Origin of the sequence: Collinsella sp. AM16-21, assembly GCF_003471905.1 — a bacterium.
Classification (GTDB): Bacteria; Actinomycetota; Coriobacteriia; order Coriobacteriales; family Coriobacteriaceae; genus Collinsella.
This window is the reverse complement of the sequence record NZ_QRKJ01000001.1, coordinates 335,519-350,373: the sequence shown is the minus strand read 5'-3', so window position 1 is coordinate 350,373 and position 14,855 is coordinate 335,519. Positions and strand designations below refer to the sequence as shown.

General features: G+C 61.5%; 10 protein-coding genes. 8 read left to right on the top strand and 2 right to left on the bottom strand.

Annotation, left to right across the window (positions count from 1 at the left end; genetic code table 11):
• The 8 genes from DW180_RS01535 to DW180_RS01500 all read left to right on the top strand — a co-directional run bounded on the left by DW180_RS01535 (position 1) and on the right by DW180_RS01500 (position 11,655).
• The gene (locus DW180_RS01535; RefSeq protein WP_233502699.1) at positions 1-1,020 is read left to right on the top strand and encodes a putative ABC transporter permease; all 1,020 of its coding nucleotides are present in this window, start codon (positions 1-3) and stop codon (positions 1,018-1,020) included.
• Between the two features lie 198 nt (positions 1,021-1,218).
• Entirely contained in the window at positions 1,219-2,496 is a 1,278-nt protein-coding gene (locus DW180_RS01530; RefSeq protein WP_117584134.1) for an ammonium transporter, read from the top strand.
• Between the two features lie 154 nt (positions 2,497-2,650).
• Positions 2,651-2,989 (top strand): P-II family nitrogen regulator, encoded by a 339-nt coding sequence (locus DW180_RS01525; RefSeq protein WP_118237071.1) that lies wholly within the window; start codon positions 2,651-2,653, stop codon positions 2,987-2,989.
• 87 nt (positions 2,990-3,076) lie between these two features.
• Positions 3,077-3,934: an HAD-IIB family hydrolase gene (locus DW180_RS01520; RefSeq protein WP_118237069.1), complete on the top strand. Its 858-nt coding sequence runs from the start codon at positions 3,077-3,079 to the stop codon at positions 3,932-3,934.
• Positions 3,935-4,055: 121 nt separating this feature from the next.
• The gene (locus DW180_RS01515; protein ID WP_117584131.1) at positions 4,056-4,766 is read left to right on the top strand and encodes a TetR/AcrR family transcriptional regulator; all 711 of its coding nucleotides are present in this window, start codon (positions 4,056-4,058) and stop codon (positions 4,764-4,766) included.
• A gap of 11 nt (positions 4,767-4,777) precedes the next feature.
• The gene (locus tag DW180_RS01510) at positions 4,778-9,559 is read left to right on the top strand and encodes a 2-hydroxyacyl-CoA dehydratase (RefSeq protein WP_118237067.1); all 4,782 of its coding nucleotides are present in this window, start codon (positions 4,778-4,780) and stop codon (positions 9,557-9,559) included.
• Positions 9,560-9,975: 416 nt separating this feature from the next.
• Positions 9,976-10,935 carry a 3-hydroxyacyl-CoA dehydrogenase gene (locus DW180_RS01505; RefSeq protein ID WP_117758394.1) on the top strand — a complete coding sequence of 320 codons (960 nt, stop codon included), beginning with the start codon at positions 9,976-9,978 and terminating at the stop codon, positions 10,933-10,935.
• A 369-nt stretch (positions 10,936-11,304) separates the two neighbouring features.
• The gene (locus DW180_RS01500; protein WP_118071993.1) at positions 11,305-11,655 is read left to right on the top strand and encodes a hypothetical protein; all 351 of its coding nucleotides are present in this window, start codon (positions 11,305-11,307) and stop codon (positions 11,653-11,655) included.
• A 125-nt stretch (positions 11,656-11,780) separates the two neighbouring features.
• Here DW180_RS01500 and DW180_RS01495 read toward each other — a convergent pair whose 3' ends face one another.
• Both DW180_RS01495 and DW180_RS01490 read right to left on the bottom strand, forming a co-directional pair.
• Positions 11,781-12,920 (bottom strand): DUF389 domain-containing protein, encoded by a 1,140-nt coding sequence (locus DW180_RS01495; RefSeq protein WP_117758396.1) that lies wholly within the window; start codon positions 12,918-12,920, stop codon positions 11,781-11,783.
• A 215-nt stretch (positions 12,921-13,135) separates the two neighbouring features.
• Positions 13,136-14,839 (bottom strand): OPT/YSL family transporter, encoded by a 1,704-nt coding sequence (locus DW180_RS01490; protein ID WP_118237065.1) that lies wholly within the window; start codon positions 14,837-14,839, stop codon positions 13,136-13,138.
• Between the last annotated feature and the right edge of the window lie 16 nt (positions 14,840-14,855).

Genomic DNA, 14,855 nt, shown 5'->3' with positions numbered 1-14,855 from the left:
GTGGGAACCGCGATCGACATGGCATTTGACGGCGCGACGCTTGCCGCCTGTCCGCTCTCGGCGCTGGTACTCTCGTTTGCCTTCTACGGTTTTTGCGGCTGGGTATGGGAGTCGACAGTCTGCGCCATGCTCAACCACGGACGCTTTGCCAACAGCGGCTTTTTGCTAGGGCCGTGTTGTCCCATCTACGGTGCGGGCGGCATTGCGTGCTGGTTGCTGCTGCGTGGAATCCCAGACGCCTCGAGCCAGTTTGTCGCTGCCGCGCTCGTATGCAGCGTGATCGAATATAGCGTGGGCGTGCTGTTGGAAAAAACGACGGGTGCCCGGTTTTGGGATTACTCGCATCTGCCGTTTAACCTGCACGGACGCATCTGCCTGTACTGGGCCTGCGCGTTTGGCTTGGGTGCGTTGTGTATTTGCCGTTTAGTGGAGCCGGCATTGCTGGGGCTGCTTGGCCATCTGCCGGTGCTAATCGTGCGCTTGGCCGCCTTTATCGTCGCGGTCGCGATGATGGTCGATGCGGTGTGCTCGTTGGCGAGCTGGCGGCGTCTGTCCGATCAGCTTGAGCGTGTGCGTGCCGACCTTGCCGACCGCATCAATGAGTCGCTTGCCGACGCCTCCGACTCTATGCTCGAACGTATTCCCGATTCGGCGATTGACTCGGTGGCGCAGACGCATATCCGCGGTCGCGCCGTTAACGCTTGGCTGGCCGAGCTGGGCGACGCGGCGCTCGATGCCCTGCGCGAGAAGACTTCGATGCCGACGTTTATCTCGGATGGTGCTCGCGGCCTGGCGCTCGCTGCCCGCCGCGTGGCCGATGCCGCGCCGAGTATGCCGCGTCCGTCGCTCGGTCGTCGCCTTGCCGGCAAGCGCATGAGCCGCCCGGTACCGAGCGTGTCACTCAGCCGCCGCGACCTACGCTTCTTTAACGCCTTCCCGCGTCTGCGCATCAATCGTTACGAGGGTGTCATTCGAGCTACCGACCTCCGCGACCGAGCCCGCGAGCTGTTCCGGCGCTAGCCAGAGCGGAGCCAAGCGCGCCCTTCTCGTTCGCACGTTTCCCGTTCGTTTCGCGTCCGTTGCCGCGCCGTTTCCAAGATTGCGGTGCCGTTTCCATTCGACAACGCAGCGTTTAACAACGCCGTATCTGGTCTACACCAGTTGCCCCTCGGCCGCATCATGAGCGCCGACAACGTTCATGCGACCAAGGGGGAGCGAATGTACGATACGGGATCGACAACGTTTATGCTCATCTGCACCATGCTCGTGTTTTTAATGACACCGGGTCTGGCGTTTTTCTATGGCGGCCTGTCCAGGCGCAAAAATGTCATCAACACCATGCTTATGTGCTTTGGCGCCATTGGCCTGGTTGGTGTGCTGTGGATTGTTGCCGGCTGGTCGCTGGCCTACGGTGGCGACGGTTCTAGCCCGTTTATTGGCGGCTTTGACCAGTTGCTGTGCCTGCCGGTGCTCAACCAGGTGCTGCAGGCGGCCGAGGGCAATGCTGCGGATGGTGCCGTCTACCCTCAGATCATCAACATCGCCTTCCAGATGGCGTTTGCCATGATCACCGCCGCTATCGTTACGGGCAGTCTGGCAGGCCGCGTTAAGTTTGGTGCCATGACGGCCTTCCTGGGCATTTGGCTGCTCGTGGTCTATGCGCCGCTCGCCCACATGGTTTGGGGCGGCGATGGTTCCTTTATCGGCGACATCATCGGCGCGCTCGACTTTGCCGGCGGCGACGTGGTACACATTTCGTCCGGTCTCACGGGCCTGATTCTCTGCTTAATGCTCGGCCGTCGTCGCGGCTTTGGCATGGTGAGCTACCGTCCGCATAACGTGCCGTTTGTGGCGCTGGGCGCCGGTCTACTTTGGTTTGGTTGGTTTGGCTTTAACGGCGGCAGCGAGTTTAAGGCCGACGCCGTGGCGGCACTCGCCATCCTCAACACCGTGACGGCCAGCGCGGCGGGCATGGTCTCGTGGCTTGTCGTCGAGCGCGTGCACACCGGTCGTCCCACGCTGGTGGGTGCTAGCACCGGTTTGGTTGCGGGCCTTGTGGTGGTTACGCCGGGTGCGGGCTTTGTCGAGCCGTGGGCGGCGCTGGTCATGGGCCTGATCGTATCGCCCGTCTGCTATCTGGCCATCAGCCATCTTAAGACCAAGTTCGGCTACGACGATGCGCTCGACGCGTTCGGTTGCCACGGTATCGGCGGCATCTTGGGCGGTGTGCTCACGGGCCTGTTCTGCGTGCCGGAGCTCTCGTGGACCGGTAAGGGCGGCCTGTTCTACACGGGCGACGTGTCGCTGCTTGTCTCGCAGGTTCTGGGCATTGTGGTGACGGTCGTTATTGTGCTGATGCTCGACTTGGTGATCGCCGCGGTGGTCAAGGCGCTGTTCCACGGTAGCCTGCGCGTGGACGAGGCCGACGAGGCACTGGGCCTGGATGCGAGTCAGCACGGCGAGAGCGCGTACCCCTCGTTCTCCGGACTCGATTAGCAGCGCGGCTTTCCCAAGCACCCGACCTTGCCCCTCAAACCGTCGCTTGCGTACCGAAGTACGCGGCGCTCCTCTTTCGGGGCAATCTCGGGCACTTGGAAAACCCGCGTTATTGAATGGCAATTCATTTCTTTACTAAAGAGAGGAATTCACTATGAAGAAGATCACGGCGATCGTCCGTCAGGAAAAACTTGAGGTTCTCAAAGACGCGCTGTTTGCTGCCGATGTTCGCGGCATGACCATCAACCAGGTGCAGGGCTGCGGCGCGCAGCATGGCTGGAAGGAATACGTGCGCGGCAACGAGTTGCTTGTCAACACGATCCCTAAGGTGCAGTTCATCCTCATCTGCGCCGATGAACATGTCGACGGCATTGTCGAGATCATCTGCAACGCTGCTCGCACCGGTGCCGTCGGAGACGGCAAGATTTGGGTCGAGCCGGTCGAGGAAGTTATCCGCATCCGTACCGGCGAACATGGCCCTGCCGCGGTGTAGGACAATCTTTCGCCCGACGGGCGTGCCTCTCTTGGGGCGCGCCCGTTCTCGTCTACAATATCGTGCAGACGAAGGAGAGGCACGCCCATGATCAAGATGTTTGCGAGTGACTTAGACGGAACGCTGCTGAACGCCCTGCACGAGGCGGATGGGACCATCCGCCGTGCCATCCGCGAGCTGACCGAGGCTGACTTGCATGTGGTTCCCGCGACCGGGCGCTCGACGTTGCCAATCGGCGAGCATGGCTTTACGGGGCTGGCGATCGATGCCTGCTGCTCTAACGGCTCCATCGTGCGCGACAGTCATGGCGAGGTGCTCAAAACCTGGACCATCGACCCGCAGGTTACCGAGGAGCTGCTCAAGGCGTTCCCGGATATCTGCTTTGATTGCTCCACGCCCGATGGCATGTTCTCGAGCGGTTCGTTCGAGATGCATCAGGCGGGCTTTAAAAAGGACAGCCCCATCAAGCGTATTGTGATGCGCGGCATGCGTGCGCGTGGCGGCTATCACGAGGAACAGTATTTCGACCAGTCGATCGGCGATATCTTGCGTCACGATGTATGCAAGATCAATTGTCGCGTGACCTCGCCCGAGCTGGAGCGCGACCTTAAGGCATATTTGGCCGAACGATCGGACCGCGTGGTCAACGCGCCGTTCGATCCGGTGATGTTCGAGATCACGGACGTGGCGTGCAACAAGGGCGAGAGTGTTGCCTGGCTGGCGGGTTACTACGGCATTGCCGAGGACGAGGTGGCGGTCTACGGCGACGGCGGCAACGACATTGCCATGCTCAAACGCTTCCGCCACAGTTATGCGACCAAAAACGGCAGCGATGCAGCCAAGGCCGCCGCAGGCGCGACTATCGGCAGCTGCATGACCCACGCCGTTCCCAAGCACATGCTCGCCACCATGCGCAAGCAAAACTCCCGCACCGTCATCGAATAATGTGACCAAGGGACTGCGCTTTTGCCACAATCTAAATATTGCCTTTACGTGTTGATGCACACGGTGTGCAATAATACTCGCACTGTGCAATAGTGCACAGGTTGAGTAACAGGGAGGACGCTTGTCCCAGCTCGAGAAATGCGATCGCCGATCCCTTCGCTCGCAGCGTGCCCTTCGCCAGGCACTTGCCAGCGAGCTTGCCGAAAGCGGCGACCTTTCGCGCATTAACGTTGCGTCGCTCACCGAGCGCGCCGGTCTTACGCGCCGCACGTTCTATTCGCACTACCGCGATATTCCCGACTTTATCAATCAAATCGAGGACGGCTTGCTGGCCGAGATCCGTGAGCGCATTGAGCTCATCACTGCAGCTCAGCTACCCGATCTCTATCACAACATCGATGAGCTCGAGCCGGCGCCCGGTTCGGTTGAGCTGCTGCGTTATCTTGCGGCCAACCGCGACTTAATCGGTGCGCTGCTGGGTCCGGGCGGCGACCAGGCCTTTATTAAAAGGATTATCGACACCGCGCGTGAGGCTGTGGTGCCGCGTGCGCAGACGGGCATTTTGGGCCTGGCGCTGGGCACGTTCTTTGACTACTACGTCACCTACGTCGTGAGCGCCGAGGTCGGCATGATTCAGCGCTGGTTTGAGCGTGGGCTCACCGAATCGCCCGAGGCCATGGCGCGCATTATGACGGTGCTCGCTTTTGTGCGCCCCGGCGACCTGTATGGCCAACCCATCGATATCAACGTGCCGGAATACGGCATGAAGCTATTGAACTTGCAGCTCGAGGACGCGGTCGACACCGCCGCAACCGTCGAGTCCAACAACTAAGAGGAGAGACAATGAGCAAACTCGTCGAGGGCATTAAGGACCGCATGGTCGCTGCCGCACGCGAGGCCGCGCCCGCCGTGGTGGACGCCGCGCAGAAGGCCGCGACCGCGGCAGCCGAGAAAGTTGCCGAGGCAGTTGCCGATGCCAAGAACGCGGCAGGGGAGGCGTCCGTCACTGGCGAGCCCGCTGCCGCCGCTGAGCCCGTAGCCGCCGCCCACGCCCCCGAAGGCGCGATCTTCAACCCCGAGAACGCTCGTGGCAACCTGCACCTGGGCATCGACGTGGGTTCCACTACCGTTAAGCTCGCCGTGCTCAACGACGACAACCAGATCGTCTACGCCAAGTACCAGCGCCATCACACCGACGTCCGTGCCTGCGCCCGCGACCTGTTCGAGGGTGCCGCGACCGTGCTGCCGACGGCCCAGATGACCTGCGCCATTACCGGCTCGGGCGGCCTGCTGCTGTCCCAGTGGCTCGACCTGGAGTTTGTCCAGGAGGTCATCGCCAGCAAACGCGCCGTCGAGACCCTTATCCCGGCCACCGATGTCGCCATCGAGCTGGGCGGCGAGGACGCCAAGATCATCTACTTCGACAACGGCATCGAGCAGCGCATGAACGGCACCTGCGCCGGCGGTACGGGCGCCTTCATCGACCAGATGGCAACCCTGCTGCACACCGACGCGAGCGGCCTCAACGAGCTCGCGGCCAACGCCACTACCATCTATCCCATCGCCAGCCGCTGCGGCGTCTTTGCCAAGACCGACGTCCAGCCGCTGCTCAACGAGGGCGCCCGTCCCGAGGACGTGGCTGCCTCCATCTTCCAGGCCGTCGTGACCCAGACCATCTCGGGCCTGGCGTGCGGCCGCCCCATCCGCGGCAACGTCGCCTTCCTGGGCGGCCCGCTGCAGTATCTCTCCGAGCTGCGCCACCGCTTCTACCTCACGCTCAACCTGGACGAGGAGCACCGTATCGTGCCCCAAAACGCCCACCTGTTTGTAGCGAGCGGCGCCGCCATGGCGCACGAGTCCAACAAGCTCAGCACGTTCCCACAGCTTATCGAGGCCATCGACAGCTTGGGCGACACGCAGGGTGCTGAGGTCGAGCGCCTGGATCCGCTCTTTGCCACCGACGAGGACTTTGCCGAGTTCAAGGGTCGCCACGACACCGAGGTCGTCCCCAAGGGCAAGCTCGACGGCTACACCGGACGCGTGTTCATCGGCATCGACGCCGGTTCCACCACCATGAAGGCCGCACTCGTGGGCGAGGACGGTCAGCTGCTGCACACCTGGTACGGCAACAACAACGGCGACATCCTGGGCACGGCCAAGGTCATCATGGCCGATTTCTACAACCACATCCCCGCGGGCTGCACCATCGGCCACGTGACCACCACGGGCTACGGCGAGGCGCTGCTCATCGAGGCTCTCAAGGCCGATTCCGGCGAGATCGAGACCGTCGCGCACCTGCGCGGCGCCAAGGCGTTCCTGCCCGGCGTCGAGTTCATTCTGGACATTGGCGGCCAGGACATGAAGTGCCTGCGCGTCAAGGACGGCGTCATCGAGCACATCATGCTCAATGAGGCCTGCTCGTCGGGCTGCGGCAGCTTTATCGAGAGTTTCGCCGTCTCTATGAACATGGACGTGCGCGCGTTCGCCGACGCCGCCATCCATGCCAAGGCCCCCGTCGACCTGGGCAGCCGCTGCACGGTCTTTATGAACTCGCGCGTCAAGCAGGCGCAAAAAGAAGGTGCCACGGTGGGCGACATCGCGGCCGGCCTGTCCTATTCCGTCATCAAGAATGCCCTGTTCAAGGTCATTAAGCTGCGCGACCCCCAGGAGATCGGCAGTCAGGTGATCGTCCAGGGTGGCACCTTTATGTCCGATGCCACGCTGCGCGCGTTTGAGCAGCTCACCGGCGTGCACGCCGTGCGTCCCGACATCGCCGGCTGCATGGGCGCCTATGGTGCGGCCTTGCTCGCCCGCGATCGCGCCGGCGTCGACGGCACCTCGACCATCCTTTCGGCTGAGGATATCGCGCACCTCACCGTGACGCAAAAGCATGTCCGCTGCGGCCGTTGCTCCAACAACTGCCAGCTTACCGTCAACGACTTTGGCGGCGGCAGGCGCTTCATTACCGGCAACCGCTGCGAGAAGGGTGCCGGCCACAAAAAGCAAAAGACCGAGGCCCCCAACCTCTTCAAAAAGAAAAACGAGCTGCTCTTTAACCGCGAGGTGCTGAGCCCCGACGAGGCCCCGCGCGGCACCGTCGGCATTCCGCGCGCGCTCAACATGTACGAGAACTACCCCTTCTGGCATGCGTTCTTTACGCGCCTGGGCTTTAGCGTGCAGCTGTCCGACCAGTCGAGCAAAAAGACCTATCAGGCGGGTATCGAGTCCATGCCGTCCGAGAGCGTGTGCTATCCAGCCAAGATGAGCCACGGCCACGTGATGAACCTTATCGACCGCGACGTCGACTTTATCTGGATGCCGTGCGTGCGCTGGGAGCGCAAAGAGGACCCGACCGCCGGCAACTGTTACAACTGCCCCATCGTCATGAGCTACCCCACGGCGTTGGCACTCAACATCGACGACATCCGCGAGCAGAACATCGAGTTCCTGTACCCGTTTGTGCCCTATCATGACAAGACCGAGCTCAAGCGCCGTCTGTACCAGGTGCTCGCCGTCGACCGTGTGGCCGACGCTGAGGCCGGACGCGGTCGCGTGCGTGGGCCCAAGATCACGCGCTCCGAGGTCGATGCCGCTGTCAACGCCGCCTTTGAGGCCGATGCGCGTTTCCACGAGGACATCCAGACCATGGGCGAGGAGGCTCTTAAGTGGGTCGAGGACCACGGCGGTCACGGCATCGTGCTCGCCGGTCGTCCCTACCATAACGACCCCGAGATCAACCACGCCCTGCCCGAGCTTATCTCGAGCTTTGGCTTTGCGGTCTTTACCGAGGATTCGCTTGCGCATCTGGTGAAGCCCGAGCGCCCGATCCGCGTCGTCGACCAGTGGATGTACCACAGCCGCCTGTACGCCGTCGCCCGCTTTGTGACCATGCGCAACGACCTGGACCTGATCCAGCTCAATTCCTTCGGCTGCGGCCTCGATGCCCTGACCACCGATCAGGTGCAGGAGATCCTGGAGGCCAGTGGCAAGATCTACACCGTGCTCAAGATCGACGAGGTGTCCAACCTGGGCGCCGCGCGCATTCGCATCCGCTCGCTCATGGCGGCACTCAAGGACCAGGAGGCCGAGCGCTTGGCCGAGGCCACGGCCGCGGGCAAGGTCTTTGAGCAGGGCGACGCTGCGCCGGTGGCGCCCTCCACGGATGCCCCCGCGTTCGCGAGCCGCAAGTACACGTTCGAGGCACAGCGTGAGAGCGCCTCGACCGCATGGCCCAAGGTGCCCTTTACCGAGCAGATGCGCGACGAGGGCTATACCATCCTGTGCCCGCAGATGGCGCCGATCCACTTTGACCTGGTCAAAGAGGTGTTCCGCGGTGCCGGCTACAACCTTGAGCTGCTGCCCTCGACCGACCACGATGCCGTCGAGGCTGGCCTGCGCTATGTGAACAATGACATTTGCTACCCGTCGATTCTGGTGACGGGCCAGATTATGGAGGCCATCGAGAGCGGTCGGTACGACCTGTCCAAGACCGCCGTGGTCATCAGCCAGACCGGCGGCGGCTGCCGTGCCACCAACTACATCGCGCTCATCCGCAAGGCCCTGCGCGAGAGCGGCCACCCCGAGATTCCTGTCATCTCGCTTTCGGCCGTGGCGCTGGGCGAGGACAACCCCGGCTTTAAGCTGACGCCGGCGCTGCTTAAGCAGGCAGTCTACGCGGTGCTCTTTGGTGACGTGATGATGCAGATGCTCTACCGCTGCCGCCCGTACGAGGCCACGCCCGGTGCCGCCAACGCGCTCTACGAGGAGTACATGGCGCGTGCCCGCAAGCTGGCGCCCAAGTTTAACCGCCACAACTACACCAAGCTGTGCCGCGAGGCCATCCGCGCGTTCGACACCATGCCGCTCGTGGGCGAGGGCACCAAGCCGCGCGTGGGCGTGGTCGGTGAGATCTTGGTCAAGTTCCATCCCACGGCTAACAACCACGTGGTCGATGTCATTGAGCGCGAGGGCTGCGAGGCCGTGGTGCCGGGCCTGCTCGACTTCTTCCTCTACTCCATGAGCAACGCCGAGCTGCAGAAAGACGAGCTGGGAAGCTCTGCTACTACACGCGCGGGCATGCAAGCGCTCATCAAGCTTGTGGACTGGATGCGCACGCCGGTGGAGGAGATGCTCGAGAAGTCCCGCCGCTTCGAGGCGCCCGAGCGCATCGGCACCATGGCCGAAAAGGCCCGTACGGTACTTTCGGTGTGCAACAACATGGGCGAGGGCTGGTTGCTCACGGCCGAGATGCTCGACCTGATCGACCATGGTGCGCCCAACATCATCTGCACGCAGCCCTTCGCGTGCCTGCCCAACCACGTGGTGGGCAAGGCCGTGATCAAGGAGCTGCGCCGCCAGCATCCCGAGAGCAACATTGTCGCGGTGGACTACGACCCCGGTGCGTCCGAGGTCAACCAGCTCAACCGTATTAAGCTTATGATCAGCGTGGCAAAGGAAAACATGCGCGCCGGCAAGGGCTTTAAGCTCGAGAAGGTGGCGCCGCTCGCGATGGACGAGGTCACCGGTCAGATGCGTGCCCATGACGGCTGCGTGAGCTGCGGGCCGGCCAGCGAGGAGGCCGTCACATCGGTCGCCAAGCGTCTGGGACGCGGCATTAAGAAGTAGCTTGCCCGCTATGGGCTAGATATGAGACAAACGGGTGGCAGCCGTGCCGGCTACCACCCGTTTTTGCTGGACATATGTTGCGTAAACGCCCCAACTATCACCCTTTGCGAACTTAGATTTCGGAAGTATGCGGCAAAATCTGAATAGGCCGAGCACACCGGATATGTCCAAGCTCTGTACCTGCGGTTTTATTGGTGAAAAACCAGGATGTGCTCAAGAGTTCCGGAGTTTGCCGCATACTTTCGAAAATGACGTCTCGGTGGCACCATAAATTGCCCTTGAAGCCCTGAGATAATGAACATATGTAGCCGTTTGCCGCGAAATACCGCCCGTTTATAGAACCCAACCCCTGCGCGTGCCATCCTTACGGTTGAATAAATACACATCTATGGAATTACGTAAGAGAGGACCGTTCCATGAGCTACAAGACCGTTTGTGTTGCCGGCGGCGGCGTGTTGGGAAGCCAGATTGCCTTTCAGGCTGCCTACTGCGGCTTTGATGTAACGATTTGGCTGCGCAGCGAGGGCAGCATCGGCCGCACCCAGCCCAAGATCGATCACGTGCGCAAGGAGTACATCGCGGCAATCGAGGGCATGGCGGACGGTACGGGCGAGTGGTGCGCCGGTATCGCCGATGGCACCCAGCCCTTCGACAAGGAAGCGGCGCTCGCCGCCGTCGAGCGTGCCTACTCCACACTCAAGCTGGAGCTCGATCTTGCCAAGGCCGTGGCCGACGCTGACCTGGTCATCGAATCTATGGCCGAGGACGCCCAGGCAAAGATTGACTTCTACAAGAAGCTCGCCCCGGTACTCCCGCAAAAGACCGTCGTCGTGACCAACTCCTCCACGCTGCTGCCGAGCACCTTTGCCAAGTACACCGGCCGTCCCGAGAAGTACTTGTCGCTGCACTTTGCCAACTCCATCTGGAAGAACAACATGACCGAGGTCATGGCACAGGACCAAACCGACAAGCGCTACTTCGACGAGCTCGTCGACTTTGCCAACGATATCCGTATGCTTGCCCTGCCCGTCAACAAGGAAAAGAACGGCTACCTGCTCAATTCCATGCTGGTGCCGTGGCTGCTTTCGGGCCTTGACCTGTACGTTTCGGGCGTGAGCGATCCCAAGAGCATCGACCTCGCGTGGACGCGTGGCACCGGTGCCCCCAAGGGTCCGTTTCGCGTATTCGACACGGTGGGTATCCAGACGGCCTACAACATCGTCATGCAGTATCAGAAGGTGCCGGGCTTGGTGAGCCCGCTGCTCAAAAAAATGATGATGCCCTACAACTTTAAGGCTATGGCGTCCGTCCTCAAGAAAATGCTCGACGAAGGCAAGCTGGGCGAAAGCTCGGGCGAGGGCTTCTTTACGTACTAAAAATGATCTCTTGGGGGTGGAAGCGTTGGGGATCTACGGTAGTATGCGACAAAATCTGAATTGATCGGGCAAGAGCTGTAGCGCGCGTTGACGTTTGACCAATGGAGCGCAAAAATGCACCGTTCGCCGATACTCCTCTCGCGAGTGGTTGCCATATGGTTTGATGTTGGAAACATATGACTGCCGCCGGGCTGCGGGTGACGTTTGCTCTGATATCGGAGGTACCAAGTATGTTTCACGCTCCGTTAAACAAGTATCGGGCTGGTTAATATGGGCCGCCGTACTATCTCGATAACCCTTGCAGTGGTTTGCCTAGCTGTGCTCCTGGGCGCTATGGGGCAGTTCGCTATAAGTCGAGAAACATCCTATATGCGGGAATGTGCTTCCGAAGGCTTCGCCATTGATGGCTACTATCGGGATGACAAAACGAGTCGGGAAACCCTGGCTTTTCTTGAGGAGGACAACTGTCGATGGCAGCTGGTTGACCAAGACGGAATCTGCACAGACGGGCAGTTTAAGCGTACGGATGACCCCAACATTCTGGTATTAAAGAATGAAAACGGCGAAATATTCGGTACGGTCCACGTGGCGCATATTTCGCGCCGACGCGATCAGGGCTTGCTCTACCTATTTAGAGATACCAAGGTGACCCGTTTTTATCTGGTGAGCACCGATCCGGCGTTTATGGTGGAGTCTGGCGATGTCGATGCGGACAGTTGATTCACGGCAATAAAACGGCGAGCGGGGCGCGGGTGTGAACTGCACCACGCTATTTGCTCGCGTCCGTATCGCGTCTGCGCCTCGTCATAACTTGCGTCCGTGCGAGCGCTCATCCCGCGCCGGCATCACTTCACATCGAACTCCACGCGATCGAGTTCGGGCACATTGAGGTCGATGAGCTTGCGGGCAACACGACGGTCGTGCGCCCCAAGTGTCTCGCTTGTCGTCACATGGGCGACAACCTCGCGCTCGACGAGGCCCTCCTCCCCGCCTTCGGTGGCCGAGGTCTCGACGGCGACGGTGTAATCCTTAAAGCCCGGCAGTACCGCGGCAAGCTCGCGCGTAGTTTCGGTGACGCCATAGCCGTCCTGCACGCCGGCCTGCGCCGAGCCAATAGACCCCGCGGTCATAACGATGCAGGGGATGGCAAAGATCACCGTGCCCACGATGATGCGGCGGCGCACCTTGTGTGACAGCTCATCGACCTCGGCGTTTTCCTCGGCGGTCACAATACCGTCGCCGTTGAGGTCACGCTTGAGCGGTACACGTAGAAGAAGCAATACGGCTTCGGCCGCCAGCGCGATAAAGACAACGTTGATGCCAAATTCGTAGAGCGCCGAGAGAAACAGCGACCCGCTCGCGATGGCGATGCCGTAACCCGCCGCGCACAGGGGCGGCATGAGCGCGGTTGCCACGGCCACGCCCGCGATAAGCGTCGCGGGCTCCTGGTCGCGCGAGTTGCCCAGGCCTCCGGCAAAGCCACCCGCGAGCGCGACGGCAAGATCCCAGACGGTGGGTGTCGAGTTGTCGATGATAGCGGCCGTGGTGGTGCCGAGCGGTGAGAGCTTAAAGTACAGCGTGGACGTGATCAGGCAGAAGGCCATCTGCAACGCGAGACCGGCAATGGCCTCGACGGTAATCTCGCGGTCGAGCGTGGCGATGCCATATGCCATGGCAAGGACCGAGCCCATGAGCGGGCAGATGAGCATGGCACCTACAATGGCGATATCCGAGTCGATATCGAGGCCGATGCTCGCGATCAACATGGCAATGATCAGGATGCATAAGTGCGAGCCAGTCAGGCGCGCCCCGTTTACAAAGCGCTTGCGAATCACGTGATAGGGCGCGCGTCCCTCGCGAATGTTGAACGCCTGCTTAAGGAAACGGGTAGCATTCTCCATGGCCTCGCTGTGTGCAGGGCGTATACCGTGACGACGATGATGACGCTCGCGCAGCCGCTTGATCTGTTGTTTGTCGAGTTCCATGCTTACCTCGTTTAGCTTCTGAGCCGCTTCTTGCGTCTGTCGTCTTTACTCTACACCGCGTTAGGCGAGGTGTCAGACAAGGTTTGTTGACCTGGAAGTCAGGCCAATCGACATGGCTAAAACGCCGTGAGGATCATAAGAATCAAATAGACAAAAAAGCGCGGGGCCGGTTTGATTCCGACTCCGCGCTCTGCGCTGGTGCGTTGTTGTTCGGCCTACCCCAGCAGGCTCAGACCAACAGAGACAAACGCCAGAATAACGCCGACGATGGACTCGCCGCCGAGCAGGCCGCTGGCGACAACAAGGCCCTGTTCCTGGAAGGCGGCGTCCTTGGCAGCCTTCTCCTCGTCCGAAAGACCAGCGGTGGCGTCGCGGTGGGCGGACCACTTGTCGTAGGCGAGCTTAACGCAGGAGCCCAGGAAAGCCGTGAGCGACATATAGAACGGCAGGTACACGCCCAGGCCGATCATCATGGCTGGAATGCCGAGCCAGTACATGACGATACCGGCGATAAAGCCGCCTGCGAACCACGGCACACTCGGGATGCCCGAGACCATGGTGGCGACGACGCTTGCCTGTGCGGCAACGAAACTCTTGTCGGGACCAAAGGCGTCCGGACCATAGGCGGTGACGAGCGCGACCATGACGGCGGCAGCGACCAGGGCGCCCACGATGCCGCCGATGGCCTGGCCGACCCACTGTGCGCGCGGGTTGGTGCCCAGCACGGCGCCGGCCTTAAAGTCGTTCATGACGTCGCCCGCAAGGCCGCACGCTACGGCCACGATGCCGGCGATAAAGAACAGCTTGACCTGAGCGAGCTGCGCGAAGGCGGCAACGATGAGCATGACGATGAGGCCGAAGATCTCCATGGGGTCGATGCCCGTCTGGCCGCAGCTCTGCGCGCTCATGATGGTGGTGACAAAGGTGAACAGCGTGACGATGACGGCCGGAACGGGGCCAAGGTCGAGCACGATGGCGATGATCACGGCGATGGCGGCAGCGCCCAGGCCGATGATACCGGCGTCGAGCTTAAGGGAGCCCGAGATGAGCGACTGCTCGTCGGTGTCGGTGGAGCTGTCGGCGGCGAGGCCGCGGACGATACCGGCGACCTGCGGCAGGATGTCCTTGAGGACGACGGCGACGCCAAAGCCTATCATAAGGCCCATACCCAGGGACTTAACAATGCCTTGTGCGGTCATAACGTCAAACAGACCGGTAGCGGTGCCGCCGACAATGATGCCAAAATTGCCCAGTAGCGCGCCGGCAAACCAGAATGCGACCGGGGCGAAGCCCACGAGGAAGCCGACGGAGAGCAACATGGGCGAGTTGTAGATGGCAAAGGTCACGCCGGGGATGTTGAGCGTGCACAACATGCTGGGCACAATGCCCAGAGCGTCGCGCAGCACGCTGTAGATGCCGGCGATGGCCATGGAGCCAAAGAGCTGCTTGCCGGTCTTGCCGCCTGCCTCGGTGGCGCGCAGGGTCTGAGCTGCGGCGTTGCCGGTGGGGAACTCCAGCGCGGCGTCCACGATAAAGTGACGGTGGATGAGCGCCGTGGCCAGCAGACCCAGGATAGTGCCGGCGAGTGCCACGATAAACATGTCGAGCCAGCTGATCTGGTCGGCATAGCCCAGCATCCAGGCGCCCGGAATGGTAAATGCCAGACCGCCGGCGACCATGGCGCCTGCGGACATGATGGTGTGGGTGACGTTTGCCTCGTTGAGGCTGGCGTTGCCCATGAGCTTAAGGAAGAACAGCGAGATGACGGCAGCGAAGACGATCGGCCAGGGGAGTGCACCCATCTTGAGGGCGGTGTAGGCCGAGCTTGCCGTGATGATCACGCAGCCGAGGACGCCGATGACGACGCCGCGCAGCGTGAGTTGCCCGCGCATCGAAGCGCGGTTCGAGGGATTGCTCATATAAAACTCCTTTGCG